The organism is Deltaproteobacteria bacterium, assembly GCA_035063765.1.
In the GTDB taxonomy this organism is placed as follows: Bacteria; Myxococcota_A; UBA9160; order UBA9160; family PR03; genus CAADGG01.
Map to the genome: position 1 here is coordinate 1 of JAPSFT010000019.1, position 16,546 is coordinate 16,546.

The 16,546-nt window shown below is 74.3% G+C and carries 13 protein-coding genes and 1 tRNA gene; 6 read left to right on the plus strand and 8 right to left on the minus strand.

Annotated elements, in window-relative coordinates:
- A tRNA-Thr gene (locus OZ948_14330) sits at nucleotides 1-76 on the minus strand.
- A gap of 278 nt (nucleotides 77-354) precedes the next feature.
- Between OZ948_14330 and OZ948_14335 the strand changes: the two genes are divergently transcribed.
- Together OZ948_14335 and trpS are read left to right on the plus strand one after the other, a co-directional pair.
- Nucleotides 355-1,290 carry an aminotransferase class IV gene (locus OZ948_14335; protein ID MEB2345904.1) on the plus strand — a complete coding sequence of 312 codons (936 nt, stop codon included), beginning with the start codon at nucleotides 355-357 and terminating at the stop codon, nucleotides 1,288-1,290.
- Complete coding sequence (trpS, locus tag OZ948_14340; protein MEB2345905.1) at nucleotides 1,290-2,264, plus strand: tryptophan--tRNA ligase; 975 nt, start codon at nucleotides 1,290-1,292, stop codon at nucleotides 2,262-2,264. The genes OZ948_14335 and trpS overlap by 1 nt, the downstream gene beginning before the upstream one ends.
- 57 nt (nucleotides 2,265-2,321) lie before the next feature.
- On the opposite strand, the gene OZ948_14345 is transcribed toward trpS, so the two are convergent.
- On the minus strand, nucleotides 2,322-3,038 hold the full coding sequence (locus tag OZ948_14345) for a helix-turn-helix domain containing protein (GenBank protein ID MEB2345906.1): 717 nt from the start codon (nucleotides 3,036-3,038) through the stop codon (nucleotides 2,322-2,324).
- A gap of 122 nt (nucleotides 3,039-3,160) precedes the next feature.
- Between OZ948_14345 and OZ948_14350 the strand changes: the two genes are divergently transcribed.
- From OZ948_14350 to OZ948_14360, 3 genes are all read left to right on the plus strand, one after another.
- Nucleotides 3,161-4,360, plus strand: coding sequence for a triacylglycerol lipase (locus OZ948_14350; GenBank protein MEB2345907.1), 1,200 nt, complete (start codon nucleotides 3,161-3,163; stop codon nucleotides 4,358-4,360).
- A gap of 72 nt (nucleotides 4,361-4,432) precedes the next feature.
- On the plus strand, nucleotides 4,433-4,960 hold the full coding sequence (locus OZ948_14355) for a hypothetical protein (protein MEB2345908.1): 528 nt from the start codon (nucleotides 4,433-4,435) through the stop codon (nucleotides 4,958-4,960).
- 103 nt (nucleotides 4,961-5,063) lie between these two features.
- The gene (locus OZ948_14360) at nucleotides 5,064-5,966 is read left to right on the plus strand and encodes a ferritin-like domain-containing protein (GenBank protein MEB2345909.1); all 903 of its coding nucleotides are present in this window, start codon (nucleotides 5,064-5,066) and stop codon (nucleotides 5,964-5,966) included.
- 252 nt (nucleotides 5,967-6,218) lie between these two features.
- Here the strand turns inward: OZ948_14360 and OZ948_14365 are convergent, their stop codons facing one another.
- From OZ948_14365 to OZ948_14380, 4 genes are all read right to left on the minus strand, one after another.
- A complete protein-coding gene (locus OZ948_14365) occupies nucleotides 6,219-6,944 on the minus strand; it encodes a PEP-CTERM sorting domain-containing protein (GenBank protein MEB2345910.1) in 726 nt (241 codons plus the stop codon).
- A gap of 440 nt (nucleotides 6,945-7,384) precedes the next feature.
- On the minus strand, nucleotides 7,385-9,964 hold the full coding sequence (gene clpB, locus OZ948_14370) for an ATP-dependent chaperone ClpB (protein ID MEB2345911.1): 2,580 nt from the start codon (nucleotides 9,962-9,964) through the stop codon (nucleotides 7,385-7,387).
- 87 nt (nucleotides 9,965-10,051) lie between these two features.
- Nucleotides 10,052-11,596 (minus strand): DegQ family serine endoprotease, encoded by a 1,545-nt coding sequence (locus OZ948_14375; GenBank protein MEB2345912.1) that lies wholly within the window; start codon nucleotides 11,594-11,596, stop codon nucleotides 10,052-10,054.
- 39 nt (nucleotides 11,597-11,635) lie between these two features.
- On the minus strand, nucleotides 11,636-13,000 hold the full coding sequence (locus OZ948_14380) for a trypsin-like peptidase domain-containing protein (protein MEB2345913.1): 1,365 nt from the start codon (nucleotides 12,998-13,000) through the stop codon (nucleotides 11,636-11,638).
- A 108-nt stretch (nucleotides 13,001-13,108) separates the two neighbouring features.
- Between OZ948_14380 and galK the strand changes: the two genes are divergently transcribed.
- On the plus strand, nucleotides 13,109-14,287 hold the full coding sequence (gene galK, locus OZ948_14385; GenBank protein MEB2345914.1) for a galactokinase: 1,179 nt from the start codon (nucleotides 13,109-13,111) through the stop codon (nucleotides 14,285-14,287).
- A 41-nt stretch (nucleotides 14,288-14,328) separates the two neighbouring features.
- Here galK and OZ948_14390 read toward each other — a convergent pair whose 3' ends face one another.
- Together OZ948_14390 and OZ948_14395 are read right to left on the minus strand one after the other, a co-directional pair.
- On the minus strand, nucleotides 14,329-15,897 hold the full coding sequence (locus OZ948_14390; GenBank protein MEB2345915.1) for a trypsin-like peptidase domain-containing protein: 1,569 nt from the start codon (nucleotides 15,895-15,897) through the stop codon (nucleotides 14,329-14,331).
- Nucleotides 15,894-16,511: a thiamine phosphate synthase gene (locus OZ948_14395; protein ID MEB2345916.1), complete on the minus strand. Its 618-nt coding sequence runs from the start codon at nucleotides 16,509-16,511 to the stop codon at nucleotides 15,894-15,896. Before OZ948_14395 ends, OZ948_14390 begins: the two co-directional genes overlap by 4 nt.
- Nucleotides 16,512-16,546 lie beyond the last annotated feature (35 nt).

Consider the following 16,546-nt stretch of genomic DNA (forward strand, 5'->3'; position numbering starts at 1 on the left):
TGGAGCCGACGACCGGATTCGAACCGGTGACCTGCTGATTACGAATCAGCTGCTCTACCAGCTGAGCTACGTCGGCTGAGGTCGCCGCGGGGGCGGCGGGGCGGGGAGGGCGGCAAGGTAGCCGGGTGCCCCAGGGGCCGCCATCGGCGGCGCGGGCTTCCGGGGGCACGTGCGGGGAGCGGAGCGGCGGGAGCCGGCGCGGCGCCGGGCGCGACGCGGGGTGACGCGGGTGCGACGCGGGCGTGAGAGGCGGGCGTGGGCGCGATGCGGCCGGGCGGTGGGTGCGGGCGCGCCGGGAGCACGAGCCGGGCGTGCCGGTGGCCGGGCTCGGCGAGCCGTTACCTTCCCGGTCCCATGCCGCAGCCCGATCGACGGATTTGGATCGACGGCCGCCTCGTGCCCTGGGGCGAGGCGAGCGTCCACGTGCTCTCCCACAGCCTCCAGCGCGGCTCGCTGGTCTTCGACTACACGAGCGTCCACGCGACGGCGCGCGGGGCGGCGATCTTCCGGCTCGACGAGCACCTCGAGCGCTTCCTGCGCTCGGTCGCGATCGTGGGGCTGCCGCTCGCCTACGGGGTCGAGGAGCTGCGCGCGGCCTCGCTCGCGGCGGCCCGCGCGAACCCGGGCGCCAACGCGTTCAAGATCTGCGCCTACCTGCCCTCGGTCGAGGTGGACGTGGTGCCGATGGACGAGCACGTGTCGGTGGCGATCGCGGTCTACCACGGCGCCCGGGACATCGTGCTGCGCAAGGCCGCGCCGCGCCCGATGACGCCGACCCTCGCGCTGAAGATCGAGCGCGTGCGCCGCCGGGTCGAGGCGCACCTGCCCACCCACGCGAAGGCCAGCGCCAACTACCTGGGCCCGATGATGGCCAAGTGGGCGGCGCGCCGGGAGGGCTACGACGAGGTGGTGCTGCTCGACGAGCACGGGCTCCTCGCCGAGGCGCCGACCGCGAACGTCTTCCTGGTGGACGGCGCGGGCGCCCTGCGCACGCCGACCCTCGACGCGGTGCTGGCCGGTGTGACCCGGATGAGTGTCATCGAGCTCGCGAAGCACGAGGGCCTGGCCGTGCACGAGGAGTCGCTGGCTCCCGAGGTGCTCTACGAGGCGCCCGAGGTGTTCCTGGCCTCGTCGTCGGTGGGCGTCTGGCCGGTGGCGTCGGTGGACGGCCGGCCGGTGCCGGGCGGCGCGCCGGGCCCCGTGTCGAAGCGCCTCCAGGCGCGGCTCGAGCGCATCTTCGCCGGCCTCGATCCCGCCTTCGAGCACTGGCTGACACCGGTCGGCGACTGATGCGCATCCTCTCCGGCATCCAGCCCTCGGGCGAGCCGCACCTCGGCAACTACTTCGGCGCCATGCGCCAGCACGTGGCGCTCCAGGGCCGCGGCGAGGCGATCTACTTCCTCGCCGACTACCACTCGATGACCTCGATCCGCGACGCGGACGAGCGGCGCCGCTACACCCGCGAGCTGACCCTCGACTACCTCGCGATCGGCCTCGACCCGGCGCGCGCGATCCTCTACCGCCAGTCGGACCTGCCCGAGGTCACCGAGCTGGCCTGGATCCTCACGACGGTGACGCCGATGGGCCTGCTCGAGCGCGCCCACTCCTACAAGGACAAGATCGCGGCGGGCCTCACCGTGAACCACGGCCTCTTCGCCTACCCGGTCCTGATGGCGGCCGACATCCTGATCTACAACCCCGACCTCGTCCCGGTCGGACAGGACCAGAAGCAGCACCTCGAGATGACCCGCGACATCGCGGGCGCCTTCAACCACGCCTACGGGCGCGAGGTCTTCAAGCTTCCGGAGCCGCACATCCTCGAGGAGGTGGCGGTGGTGCCGGGCGTCGACGGGCGCAAGATGAGCAAATCCTACGGCAACACGATCCGGATGTTCGCGCCCGAGAAGGAGCTGAAGAAGGCGGTGATGGCGATCGTCACCGACTCGACGCCGGTCGAGGCGCCGAAGGACACCGCCACGGCGCTCTTCCAGCTCTGGTCGCTCTTCGCGGGCGCGCCCGAGCGCGACGAGCTCTTCGCGCGCGCGAAGGCCGGGGGCCTCGGCTACGGCGAGGTCAAGAAGGACCTGCTCGCGCGCCTGCTCGCGCACTTCGCCCCCTACCGCGAGCGGCGCGCCGCGTGGGCCGCGAAGCCCGGCGCCGTCGAGGAGGTCCTCGCCGACGGTGCCCGCCGCGCCCGCGCGCTCGCGCGGCCCGTGCTCGACGCCGCCCGCGACGCCGCCGGCCTCGGCCCGCCGCCGCGCTGAGCGCAGGCGGGGGGATCGGAGCGCGCGGCTCGCGGGGGCGTGGTCCCCCGAGCCCGCTCACCCCTCGCCCGCGCGGCTCCCGCCGCCCCGCCCCGTGCCGGCCCGGCGCGCGAAGGCCTGGAGGGCGCCGCGCCCCTCACCGGTGACGCGCAGATAGCCTCCGGTGACGAACTCGGCGACGACGTTCGCGGCCTCGGCGGCGGGCCAGGCGGGCTCGTCGGCCGCGCGGAAGGCGGCGGCCTCCATGAGCGCGAGCAGCACGACCGCGAGGAGCCGGGCGCCCTCGCCGGCCTCGATCCCGAGCGCCCGCGCGCGCGCATGGTGGAGCTCGGTGAGGCGATCCTCGATGCGGCGGCGGGCGCGGTCGGCCGGCGCGTTGGCGCGGCGGCCGAAGCGGCCCGCGGTGCGGAACAGGGCCACCAGCGCCGGATCGGAGCGGACCCGGTCCATGAACCACGCGACGTCCTCGTGGACGAGATCGACGAGCGTGCGCTCGGGCGCCGCGGAGCCGGCACCGAAGCGCTGGTCGATCGCGCTCACGAGCTCCGCCGCGAGCTCGTCGGCCACGGCCGCGAGGAGGGCCGCCTTGTCGCCGACGGTCTCGTAGACGACCGGCCGCGCCACCCGCGCGCGCACGGCGATGTCGGCCACGGTCGCGGCGTCGTAGCCCACCTCGGCGAACCCCGCGCGCGCCGCGTCGAGGATGCGGCGGCGCTGGACCTCCGAGGGCTCGGCCCGCGGGCGGCCGCGCGGTCGTGATCCCAACGGCCTCATCCGCCCATGCTCACCCAGCCGTGCCCCGGGCGCCCCCCGGCGAGATTCTTCTTGACACCTGTCGGAAAATTCCTGCAAGGTGGCCCGAAAGCAGCTCCCCGGAGCCTGCGCGGAGAGACCTCATGCGCCTGCGCGTCCACCTCCCCCTCGCGATCCTGCTCTTCTGCGCCTGCCCGCAGTCGGGGAACAACTCGTTCTACACCCCGCCCGCTCCCCTTCCGGCGGGACAGCCCGGCGACGTGATCCGCAGCCGCGCCAGCGTCTATACCCTCGATCCGGTCGCGGGCACCCCCGTCCCCGGCGTCTGGTCCCGGCAGGTGCTCTACCTCTCCGAATCGGCGCTCGGCGAGGCGAACGCGGTCTCGGGCACCGTCCTCGTGCCGACGGCGCCCTGGTCCGGCCCGGGCCAGCGGCCGCTCATCAGCTACGCGGTCGGCACGCGCGGCGTCGGGGATGCCTGCGCGCCGTCGAAGACGCTCTCGACCGGCACGGACTACGAGGGGCTCTTCATCCAGGCCCTCCTCGACCGCGGCTGGGCGGTGGCGATCAGCGACTACGAGGGGCTCGGCACGCCGGGCATGCACACCTACGTGGTCGGGCAGTCCGAGGGCCGCGCGGTGCTCGACATGGCGCGCGCCGCGCAGCGCCTCGCGGGCTCGGGGCTCGGCGCCTCGACCCCCGTCGCGCTGATGGGCTACTCGCAGGGCGGAGGCGCGGCCGGCTGGGCGGGCGAGCTGGCGCCGGGCTACGCGCCCGAGCTGAACCTGAAGGCCGTCGTGGCCGGCGGCGTCCCGGGCGATCTCCTCGCCACCGCCGAGTTCGTCGACGGCGGCCCCTTCGTCGCGCTCGAGCTGCTCGCGGCGCTCGGCCTCGACGCCGCCTACCCCGAGCTCGACCTCGAGGACTATCTCGACGCGGACGGCGAGGCGCTCGTGGCGGAGGCCAGCAACACCTGCCTGGCATCCTTCGACGGCGTCGGCGACCTCTTCTCCACCCTCTTTGCGAGCCGCAGCGACTTCACCCACACGGATCCCCTCGCGGCGCCCGCCTGGCAGGCGCGGCTCGACGAGAACCGCCTCGGCTCGAGCGCGCCGGCCGTGCCCGTCTTCCAGTTCCACGCCGTGCTCGACGAGATGGTTCCCTTCGGCCAGGCCGCCGACCTGCGGCGGGACTGGTGCGACCAGGGCGCCAACGTGACGTGGACGCCGCTCGTGGTCGCCGAGCACGTGCTCGGGATGGTCGAGGGCCAGCCGCTCGCTCTCGCCTTCCTCGCGAGCCGCTTCGCCGGCCTTCCGGCCCTCGGCAACTGCTGGCTGCCGTGAACGGGCCTCCAGGGTCGCCCGACTCGCGCGTGCCCTCGTACCCGGGCTTCGCCCGGCATATGATCGCGGCCCATGTTCGACGAGCTCCGCGTGCTGCTCGCCCCGTACTACGGCTGGATCAAGGCGCTCCACGTGTTCGCGGCGATGATCTGGGCCGGCAGCACGGCCGTCGCCTGGGCCTACTACCTGAAGCCCGCCTTCCGGCGCGTGCAACGCCACCCCGGCGACGCGGCCGCGCGCGCCGAGCGCGACCGGTTGATGGAGCGCTTCGACCGCGGCGTCGTGCTCGAGCACGTCGCCTTCCCCGTGCTCGTGGTGACGGCGATCGCGCTGCTCTGGCTCGGGGGCATCGACCTCGGCCGCCCGAGCTGGGCCACGGCGAAGCTGGCGCTCGGCGTGCTCGTCTTCGTGCCGATGGAGGCCGTCGACATCTACCTCTCGCACCTCGGCGGCAACAAGGCCGCGATCCGCGCCACCGGCGACCGCGCGCGCTACGAGCGCTTCATGGACCTGCACTGGCTCTTCTTCCGGATCACCGAGCCGATCATCCTGTTCGTGGTCCCGCTCGTGGTCTTCCTCGCGGTGGCGAAGCCCTTCTAGGCGCTGGGGCCCGCGGCCGCCGCCGATCGCGCCGGGGCGGGCCGCGCGGCTATGCTCCCCGGGCGCCCCGCGACCGGCCGGACTCCGGCAGGGAGGATCGGAGATGACGGACTTTCTCTCGGGCTACTCGATCCAGCGCTGGCTCGAATCGTGCCCGCAGGGCTACCTGCAGGGCACCGAGTACGGACACGCACCCGGCGAGAAGGAGCCGGAGCTCGTGCTCGAGGACGAATGGCTCCGCGAGCGGGCGATCTCGCTGACCGTGCAGCTCGTGGCGGGCGAGCGCTGCGCGCTCGCCGCCTCGTCGGGGCTCGTCAACTGCGCGCCTGACCACGCCAGCAAGACCTTCCTGGCCACCCAGACCCTCGACGAGGCGCGCCACGTCGAGATCTTCTCCCAGCGGCTCTTCGACCTCGGCGTGAAGAAGGGCGAGCTCGACGACGTGGTGCGGCGCGAGGCCAACCCGAACCTCGTCAGGTTCGCCGAGACGCTCCTCGAGAAGGTGGACAAGCGGGACTTCGTCGCGGGCGTGGTCGGCCAGAACATCGTGCTCGAGGGCATGGCCTTCACGGTCTTCGAGATGCTCCACGCCGGCATGCAGCTCGGCAATCCGAAGTTCGCGCGCACCCTCAGCGGCACGATCGCCGACGAGCGGCGCCACGTGGGCTTCGGCGAGAACCGCATCGGGTCGCTGATCCGCGAGCACCCCGAGAAGAAGAGCGAGGTCGAGAAGCTCCAGAAGGAGATGACCTACTACATGCTCGCGACCTTCGCCGACCGCTTCCGCGACGGAAGCCTCGCGGCCGAGCGCGATCGCGTGCGCGCGAAGCTGGGAACCGTGGGGATCGACGCGAGCCAGCTCCCGACCCCGGAGTGGCACGGGGTGAACCTGGCCGACGCGTCGCCGCAGGACCTCGAGAACCTGCTCGCGGACTCGGTGCTGAAGGAGTTCAAGCTGCGCCTGGGGCGCGTCGGGATCGAGTACCAGACGCCGGTCCGCCCGTAGCGAGGGCGCGGGCCCGCCCGCGCTTCCTCCTGCGAGCGGCGCCGCGTGCCGGCGACCGCCCGGGAGCGCCGCCGCCCACCCGGCGCGCGCTACCAGCCCTCGTCGGGATCCCGGACGTCACCGCGCAGCAAGGCCACGTCCGCTTCGTCCCGCAGCGCGGAGACGACCCGGACGCGGGCTCCCACGCTCTCGCGCGCCCGGTCCAGCCTGCGCGTGCCTGGGGCCGACGGGAGCGGGTCGATGAGATGGGTTCTAGACCCGGCGGCGCCTCGTCGAGAGCCCGAGGAGGCCGAGGCCGATCAGGGCGGCGGTTCCGGCCTCGGGGACGATCTCGAAGCGGCTCGTGATGCCGGCCGAGTCACCGGGGCTGAGGTCGAAGGTGAGGGTGATGCCGATGCTCGTGGCCGTGCCCGCCGGCACGAAGAGCGAGGCCACTCCCGTGGCGCTCGTCGCCGTGCATCCCGGGAAGGCGACCGGGCAATCCGCGGTGGTGAGGGGCAGCCCCGGCGGATCCAGGCTCAGCACCGTGACGCCGTTCACGGTGCCCTGGTAGATCGGCGTCGCGCCGTTCTTCGCGAACGAGAGGACGCCGTTGCCGTTGCTGTCGGTGGTCGTGACCCCGACCGACGAGCTGATCACCTGGTCGTAGGCATAGGCCGGGATCGGCAGCAGGACCGTCGCGACGAAGGTCTGCGTGAAGGCGGTGGTGTTCGTCACCACGATGTTGTTGGTGACGAAGGGGTCTTCCTTGAGCTGCGCGCTCCAGCTGTCGAGGCTGACCCCCTCGATGCTGACCGGGCCGCTGAGGGTCCAGGTCCGGACGTCTCCGGTGTCGACGCCGGTTCCCAGGCTGTTGACCTGGACCCCCGCGTCCCCCCCGACCACGTCGAAGGTGATGGCCGGCGCGAAGGTCAGGGCCCCCGCGACGGCGGGCGTCAGGAGGGCGGCGGTGGCGGCGGTGAGCACGTGGCGGAGCATGGCTTCCCCTTCGGCCAGTGGAGTCCTGTCCGCCTTCGTGAGCAAGCTTCATGCCGATCAACGAAAGGAAAAAACCGGAATGGATCCAAGGGATCGGTCCGGGGCCGGGCCGAAAATGGGAAGGGACGTTCATCGGCGAAGGAAAACCATTTCCCTTCGGGCGCGCTCGCCGCGGGTGCGCGGGGGCGTCCTGATCGACTTCGCTCGCCTGCGGCTCGCTGCGCGGCGGCGTAGGCCAAGGGCCTACGCCCCCAGCCTGATCGACTTCGCTCGCCTGCGGCTCGCTGCGCGGCGGCGTAGGCCAAAGGCCTACGCCCCCAGCCTGATCGACTTCGCTCGCCTGCGGCTCGCTGCGCGGCGGCGTAGGCCAAAGGCCTACGCCCCAGCCTGATCGACTTCGCTCGCCTGCGGCTCGCTGCGCGGCGGCGTAGGCCAAAGGCCTACGCCGCCTTGCGGAACTCCAGCGCGTCGCCCGAGAGGCGGGCGTCGACCTGCACCTTCGAGCCTTCGGGGAACTCGCCCTCGAGGATCTTCAGCGCGAGCGGGTCCTGGACCATGCGCTGGATCACGCGCTTGAGCGGGCGCGCGCCGTAGTGGGGGTCGTAGCCCTTCTCGGCGAGGAGCCGCATGGCCTCGGGCGTGAACTCGAGCTCGAGGCGGCGCTCGGCGAGGAGCTTGCGCACGCGCGCGAGCTGGATCTCGACGATCCGCCCGATCTCGGCGCGCCCGAGCTGGCGGAAGATGATCGTCTCGTCGACGCGGTTCAGGAACTCGGGCTTGAAGTGCGCGCGCAGGGCCTCCTCGACCCGCCGCACCATCTCCTCGCGCTCGCTCTCGCCGAGCTCGACGATGACCTGGCTCCCAATGTTGGAGGTCATGATCAGGACCGTGTTCTTGAAGTCCACGGTGCGCCCCTGGCCGTCGGTGAGCCGCCCGTCGTCGAGGATCTGGAGCAGCGAGTTGAAGACGTCCGGGTGGGCCTTCTCGATCTCGTCGAAGAGCACCACCGAGTACGGGCGCCGCCGCACGGCCTCGGTCAGGTAGCCGCCCTCCTCGTAGCCGACGTAGCCGGGCGGCGCGCCGATCAGGCGCGACACCGAGTGCTTCTCCATGAACTCGCTCATGTCGATGCGCACCATCGCGTGCTCGTCATCGAACAGGAACCCGGCGAGCGCGCGGGCGGTCTCGGTCTTGCCGACGCCGGTGGGGCCCAGGAAGATGAAGGAGCCGATCGGGCGGTTCGGGTCCTGGAGCCCGGCGCGCGCGCGGCGCACGGCGTTCGACACCGCGCGCAGCGCCTCGTCCTGGCCGACCACCCGCAGCCGGAGCTGCTCCTCCATGTGCAGGAGCTTCTGCTGCTCGCCCTCCATCATCTTGGCGACGGGGATCCCGGTCCACTTCGAGACCAGCTCGGCGATGTCCTCGGCCGTCACCTCCTCGCGCACGAGCGACGCGTCGAGGCGCTCCTGGCCCGCGGCGAGCTCCTTCTCGACCTGCGGCAGCTCGCCGTAGCGGATCGTGGCCGCCCGCTCGAGGTTGCCCTGGCGCTGCACGCGCTCGAGCTCGGCCGTGAGATCCTGGTGGCGCTGCTTGAGGTCGCGCACCGCGCCGACCTCGGCCTTCTCGGCCTCCCAGCGCGCCTTCTGCGCGCCGAAGCCCTCGCGCAGCTCCGCCACCTCCTTCTCCACGCGCGCCAGCCGCTCGCGGCTCGCCGCGTCGCTCTCCTTCTTGAGCGCCTCGCGCTCGACCTCGAGGCGCACGAGCTCGCGCTGCATGCCGTCGAGCTCCTCGGGCATCGAGTCCACCTGCACGCGCACGCGCGCGGCCGCCTCGTCCACGAGGTCGATCGCCTTGTCGGGCAGGAAGCGGTCGGCGATGTAGCGGTGCGAGAGGGTCGCCGCGGCCACCAGCGCCGCGTCCTGGATGCGCACCCCGTGGTGGACCTCGTAGCGCTCCTTGAGCCCGCGCAGGATCGAGATCGTGTCCTCGACGCTGGGCTCCGGCACGAGCACCGGCTGGAAGCGCCGCTCGAGGGCGGCGTCCTTCTCGACGTGCTTGCGGTACTCGTCGAGCGTGGTGGCGCCGACGCAGCGCAGCTCGCCGCGCGCGAGCGCGGGCTTCAGCATGTTGGCGGCGTCGGCCGCGCCCTCGGCGGCGCCGGCGCCCACGATCGTGTGGAGCTCGTCGATGAAGAGGATCACCTGGCCCTGCGCCTCGCCGACCTCGCGCAGCACGGCCTTGAGCCGGTCCTCGAACTCGCCCCGGTACTTGCTGCCGGCGATCATGGCCCCGATGTCGAGCGCCACCACCCGCCGCTCGCGCAGCGACTCGGGCACGTCGCCGGCCACGACGCGCTGGGCCAGGCCCTCGACGATCGCGGTCTTGCCGACGCCGGGCTCGCCGATCAGGACCGGGTTGTTCTTGGTGCGCCGCGAGAGCACCTGGATCACGCGGCGGATCTCGTCGTCGCGGCCCACCACGGGGTCGAGCTTCCCGCTGCGGGCGAGGTCCGTGAGGTCGCGTCCGTACTTGGCGAGCGCCTGGTACTTCGACTCGGGATCCGGGTCCGTCACGCGCGCGCCCCCGCGCACGGACTGGAGCGCGGCGAGGAGCGCATCGCGGCTGGCCCCCGCCTCGCGCAGCAGGCGGCCGGCCGGGTCGCGCTCGTTCGCCGCGAGCGCGAGCAGCAGGTGCTCGGTCGAGACGTACTCGTCCTGGAGCTGCTCGGCCTCGCGGAAGGCCGCGTCGAGGGCCTTGCCGAAGGCCTCCGACATGCGCGCCTGGGCCGCCGCGCCCGAGACCTTCGGGAGGCGCCCGAGCTCCGCGTCGAGCTTGGCGCGCAGCGCCTCGGGCGGCGCCCCGATCTTCTGGAGGATCGGTCCCGTCGTGCCCTCGGCCTGGTCCACGAGCGCCCGCAGCAGGTGCACGGGCTCGATCACCCCGTGGCCGCGCTGTCCGGCGAGCGACTGGGCCTGCGAGAGGGCTTCCTGACTCTTGACGGTGAGCTTGTCGGCTTGCATAGGCCGCCAACGCTAAGCACGAGCCCAGCCCCGACAACCCCGCACCCGCGGGGCCGAGCCGCGCGAGGGCAGGGCCCTCGCGCGCTCCTAGCCGGTCTTCTTCTTCACCGCGACGAAGATCGTGGCGTCCGCGCGGCGCACGAGCAGCAGCGCCTTGTCGCGGCCCTGGGTCGCCTTCTCGAAGGCGGCGATCCCGGCCACGGGCTGCTGGTCCACCTCGAGGATCACGTCGCCGCGGCGCAGGCCGGCCTCGTCGGCCGCGCTGCCCGGCTCGACGGCGCTCACCACCACCCCCTCGGACTCGTCGACCGAGAGCTGCTCGGCGAGCTCCGGGGTGAGCGGCTGGACGCGCATGCCGAAGGCCTCCGGGCCCTTCTCCCCGCCCGAGCCGCCCTCGGCCGCTGCCACCTGCTGGCCCTCGTCGAGCTTGCCGAGCTCGACCTCGAGGGTCTTCTCCTCGCCCCCGCGCAGGACCACCAGCTTGGCGGTCGTCCCCGGCGAGGCGGCGGCCACGAGCCGCGGCAGATCCTCCATCGTGGCGACCGGCTGGCCGTCGAAGCGCAGGATCACGTCGCCGCGCTCGATGCCGGCGGCCTGGGCGGGGCCCTTCGGGTCGACGCGCGAGACCAGCGCGCCCTCGCTGCTCTCGAGGCCCATCGCCTCCTGGAGCTCCGGCGTGATGCGCTGGATCACGACGCCGAGCCAGCCGCGGGTCACGAAGCCCGCGGTGCGCAGCGCCGGCAGGATCTCCTTGGCCATGTTGATCGGCACCGCGAAGCCGATCGTGTTGGCGCGCGGGTTGATCGCGGTGTTGATGCCCACCACCTCGCCGCGCAGGTCGATCAGCGGGCCGCCCGAGTTGCCGGGGTTGATGGCGGCGTCGGTCTGGATGAAGTCGTCGTAGCGGCCGGCGCCGATGTTGCGCCGGTGCAGCGCCGAGACGATCCCGGCCGTCACGGTGTGCTCGAGCCCGAAGGGGTTCCCGATCGCGATCACCCAGTCGCCGGGACGCATCGCGCTCGAGTCGCCGAGCGGGAGCGCCGTCAGCGGCTTGTCGCTCTTCACGTGCAGGAGGGCGATGTCCGTGGCGGCGTCGCGCCCCACCACCTCGGCCGGCAGGGTCGTGCCGTCGGCAAAGGCCACCTCGATCTCGTCCACGTCCTCGACGACGTGGTTGTTGGTGACGATGTAGCCGTCGCTCGAGATCACGAAGCCCGAGCCGAGGCTCGGCACCTGGAACTCGCGGCGCCCGCCGAAGAACTCCTCGAAGGGGTTCTCGCCGCCGAAGAAGGGCTCGAGTCCGGGCGGGATGCGCTGCTCGCCGCCGGGGCCGGTCACGGTCTTCTGGGTCCGGATGTTGACGACCGCGGGCGAGACCTTCTCGGCGAGCTCCGCGAACGAGGAGGCCGCCGGGATCTCGGCGAGCGGCTTCGCCTCCTTCGACTCGTGCCAGAAGGGCGCTCCGGCCTCGGGCGCGGCGGGCTTCTCCTTCTCCTTGCTGCCGAACAGGTCGATGGCATGGGCCGTGTTGCCCCCCCAGCGCAGCTCGACGTCGAGCGCGCCGGAGAGCAGGAGGGCGACGGCCACGACCGCCACGGCGGCGAGGCCCACGAGCACGCGACGAGCAGTCATCTTCACGGATCCTTCTGGATGCGGGATCGGCCGGTCCGGTCAGGACAGCGGCACGGTCACATGGTATCGGCCGCCTCCACGCTGGACCACGACGAGCGCGCGCGTACGACCCTGGAGGTCCAGGACCGTGCGCTGGAACGCCTCGCCGTCCTCGAGCGGACGGCCGTTGATGGCGACCACCAGGTCGCCGGGCTGGAAGCCGATGCGCGCGGCGCCGCTCTGGGGGCGCACGCGCTTCACCTGGAAGCCGCCCTTCGGCGCCGGCGCGAGCGCGAGCCCGAGCAGGCGCTCGGCCAGCGCGGTCGCCGTGGAGTCGGAGACCCGCTCGGCGCTCGCGACGATCTCGCGCTTCGCGCCGTCGCGGCGGATCTCGAGCACGAGCTCCTCGCCCGGGGTGGCGCGCTCGACGATCCCGTAGACGTCGCGCGCCGTCGGGACGGGGTGGCCGGCGGCCTTCAGGATCAGGTCCCCGCGCCGGAGCCCGGCGCGCGCCGCGGGCGATCCCTCGGCCACGCCCGACACCAGGGCGCCCTTCGTGCCGCGCGGGAGCTCGAGCACCTCGTGGAGCCGCGGATCCAGGTCCTGGAGCTCCACCCCGAGCCAGACGGGCGCCACCTCGCCGTGGCGCAGCAGCTCGTCCACCACCCGGCGCGCCGTGTCGATCGGGATCGCGAAGCCGATCCCCTCGGCGCCCTGGTAGATCGCCGTGTTGATCCCGATCAGGCTGCCCTCGGCGTTGAGCAGCGGGCCGCCCGAGTTGCCGGGGTTGATCGAGGCGTCGGTCTGGAGGAAGCCGTAGAAGGCGCGGTCCTCGGAGGCGCGCAGCGAGCGGTCGAGGGCCGAGATCACCCCGGTCGTCACCGTCTGCGAGAGGCCGAAGGGGTTGCCGATCGCGATCACGGGCTCGCCCACCAGCAGATCGGCCGAGCTCCCGGGAGCCACCCAGGGGAGCTTCTCGTCGGTCTCGACCGCCAGCACCGCCAGGTCGTTGTTCGGGTCGGCGCCGATCAGGGTCGCGTCGAGCTCGCGGCCGTCCTGGAGGCTCACCTTGATGCGGGAGGCGCGCCCCACCACGTGCTCGTTGGTCAGCACGTGCCCCTCGGCGTCGATCAGCACGCCCGAGCCGAGGCTCTGGGCGGTGCGCGGCTGGCCCGGGTCGAAGAAGTCGCGGAAGAAGCGCTCGAAGAGGGGGTCGCCGCGGAAGTTCTCGAAGGGGCTGCGGCGCTGGACGTCGGTCTCGGTGAGCACGCTCACGACCGCGGGCCCCACCTTCTGCGCCGCCTCCACGGCGGCGGTGCGACGCAGGAACGGGTCGCCGGCGCGGGCCGGGAGCGGCACGAGGCCGATCGCCAGCGCGAGCGCGGCGGCGGAGGCCGGCGCGGAGAGGCTGCGGGAGAGCGTCATGTCGGTGGCCTGCTGACGGCGCGGGTGCCCGGGCTATTCGATCGATCCCCTGCGGAAGGAGCAGCGTAGACCCCGGTCTCCGCGCAGGCAATCCGGTAGGTTGCGCGCGTGAGCGAGGCCCTCGTGCGCGACGCTGCCGGCGCCCTGCGCCGGATCTTCGGGCGCGCTCCGGCCTGGGCGGTCCTCGCGCCCGGCCGGGTCAACCTGATCGGCGAGCACACCGACTACAACGCCGGCCTGGTGTTGCCCTGCGCGATCGACCGGGGCGTCGCCGCGGTGGCCGCCCCGCGCGACGACGGCCGCCTGCGCGTCCACAGCGCGGCGCTCGCCGCGAGCGGCGAGATCGACCCGGCGCAGCCGCTGCCGGAGGGCTGGCTGCGCTACGTCGCCGCCGTGGCCGCTGCCTTCCGCGAGGCCGGGCTCCCGGTCCCGGGGCTCGACGTCGCCCTCGCGAGCGATCTGCCGCGCGAGTCCGGGCTCTCGAGCTCCGCGGCGCTCGAGGTGGCGCTCGCGACGCTCCTCGACGCGGCGGCCGGCCTCGGGCTCGACGCCGCCACGCGCGCGCAGCTCGCCTGGCGCGCCGAGACCGGCTTCGCCGGCGTCCCGTGCGGGCGCATGGACCAGATGGCGAGCGCCCTCGGCCGCCGCGACCACGCGCTGCGCATCGACTGCCGCGACCTCACGACGCGCCTCGTGCCGCTGCCCGGCGCGCGCGTCCGGCTGCTCGTCGCCGACTCCGGGGTGCGCCGGCGGCTCGCCGCGGGCGGCTACGCGCGCCGGCGCGAGGAGTGCGAGCGGGCGCTCGCGCAGGCGCGCGAGCGGGGCCTCGCGGCGGCGGGCGCGCGCACCTGGCGCGACGTCCCCGCCGAGCGCCTGCCGGCGCTCGCCTCGCGACTCGACCCCGTGTACGCGCGCCGCGCCCGTCACGTGCTCGGCGAGAACGCCCGGGTCGAGGCCTTCTGCGCGGCGCTCGCGGCCTCCGACCTCGCCCGGGCCGGCGCGCTGCTCCGCGAGGGCCACGCGAGCCTGCGCGACGACTTCGAGGTGAGCGTCCCCGAGCTCGACGCCCTCTGCGAGATCGCCGATGCGGCCCCGGGCTGCTTCGGCTCGCGCCTCACCGGGGCCGGCTTCGGGGGCTGCACGCTCCATCTCGTGGACCCAGCCCGGGCCGGGGCGGTGGCCGAGGCGCTGCGCGCGGGCTTCGCGGCGCGCTTCGGGCGCGCGCCGGCGCTCCTCGTCGCGACGCCCGCGGACGGGGCCGCGCCGAGGCCCGTGCCCGGGCCCTGACGGGTCCGGTCGCGGGCGGGTCCGCTCGGCGGGGCCCGGGGTCAGGGCGTGTGCGAGGCCTCGCCGGGCTCGGCGGGCAGCGCGTCGTCGCGCGCCGGGGCGCCCGGGCGGACGAGCAGGAAGAGGGTCTCGTCGCCCCGCTCCACCGTCACCAGGAAACGAGGTGCGGCAGCCACTTGTCCGATCGCCTCGCGAAACTCCGCGAGGTTCGTGACGGGCCGCTCCTCGATCCGCTGCACGACGTCGCCGACGTCGAGCCCGGCCTCCGCCGCGGGCGAGCCGCTCGCGACGAACGAGACGTAGGCGCCCGTGCGCGAGGCGAGCCGCTGCTCGCGGAAGGTCGCCTCGGTGATCTCCTGGACGTGGAAGCCGACCTCCGTCTCCACCTCCTCGGGCTCGACCTTCGGCTGGGCGGCGAGGGTCGCGTGCAGGCGCAGGGGCTGGCGGTCGCGCAGCACCTCGAGCTCGACCGGCGCCCCCGGCGCCACGCCCGCCACGAGCCGCTGGAAGCCGCCGAGGTCCTCCTCCTTCTCGGCCGCCACGTCCTGGCCGGCGAAGCGGATCAGGATGTCGCCCGTGCGCAGCCCCGCATCCGCCGCCGGCGAGCCCCCGGCGACGCTGTTCACGATCACGCCCGTCGCGTCCGGGATCCCGAAGTAGGAGGCGAGCTCGCGGTCGAGCGGCTGGAGGCTGACCCCGAGGTAGCCGCGCTCGACGCCGCCCGCCTCGAGCTCGCGCATCACCTCGAGCGCGGTGTCGATCGGGATCGTGAAGCCGATCCCGCGCCCCTGGCCGCGCGAGTTGATCCCGACCACGCGCCCGTCGAGGTCCACGAGCGGGCCGCCCGAGGAGCCGCGGTCGATCATCGCGTCGGTCTGGATGAAGTCGTTGATGAGGTCCGGGATCCCGAGGTTGCGGCCCTTGGCCGAGACGATCCCGAGCGACACCGTGCCGTCGAGCCCGTAGGGGTTGCCGACGGCCAGCACCCACTGGCCCACCTGGACGTCGGCGGCGCTGCCGAAGCGCGCGGGCACGAGCTCCGGGCGCGGCTCGACGCGCAGCACCGCGACGTCCGTCTGCTTGTCGAGCCCGACGACGCGCGCGGGCAGCTTGCCCGGCAGGCCCGGCACCACCACCTGCACCTTCTCGGCCTTCTCGAGCACATGGTGGTTCGTGAGGATGTGGCCCTCGGCGCTCGCGATGACACCCGAGCCGGTCACCTCGGAGCGGCGGTCGTTCATCTTGACGATCGCCTCGACGTGCACCACCGAGGGGGTCACGCGCCGCGAGATCTCGATGATCCGCTCCTGGAGCCGGGCCATCAGCTCGGCAGCCGGCGGCTCGGCGCTCGACCCGGCGCCGGACTCGACGCCCGAGCCGGCGCCCGGCCCGGGGCTCGCGATGGCGGCGCCGCTCCAGGGCGCCGGCGCGGGCGCCGGGGCGATCGCCGCCGCGTCGGGCGTGGCTCGAGCGCGCTCCCGCCCGGCGCCGTCGCAGCCCGCGGCCGCAGCGCCCGCGACCGCGGCCAGGAGCGAGAGCGCGAGGGCGCGCGCGCAGGGGCGCCTCCGCGCCGCGGGCCCGGGCCGCTGCTCCTCGCCCAGGCGCCTCACGCGTGCGCCTCCGCCGCGGCGGCGTCGAGCGCCGCGCGCAGGGCGGCGGCGGCGGCGCGCGGGTCGGGGGCGCCGAGCACGGCGCCCGTCACCGCCACGCCGGCCGCCCCGGCGTGCACGGCAGCCCGGGCGCGCGCGGCGTCGATCCCGCCCTGCGCGAGCACCGGGAGCCCGCTCGCGCGGGCGGCGCCGAGCGCCGCGAGCCCGAGCGCCGGGCGCTCGGGCGGCTTCGAGAAGGGCGCGAAGATCGGCGCCAGGTGCGCGTAGTCGGCGCCCTCGGCCGCGGCCCCGGCCAGCTCGCCCGGCGCGTGGGCCGACACCCCGACGAGTCGGCCCGCGCCGAGCAGCGCGCGCGCCGGCCCGGGCGCCATCGCGTCGAACCCGAGGTGCACGCCGTCCGCCTCCGTCGCGAGCGCCACGTCGACGCGCCGGTTCACGAGGATCTTCACCGCCCGCGCGCCGGCGCCGGCAGCGGCGCGCGCGGCCACCGTCACCTCGTCGGCCCAGGCGAGGAGCGCGCCGGCCGGGAGCGCGCGCTCGCGGAGCTGCACCCAGTCGGCGCCGCCGGCCACCGCGGCGGCGATCGCCGCCGCGGGCACCTCGGCCCCGGCCACCACGCACAGGATCGGCCGGGTCGCCGCGCGCGCGC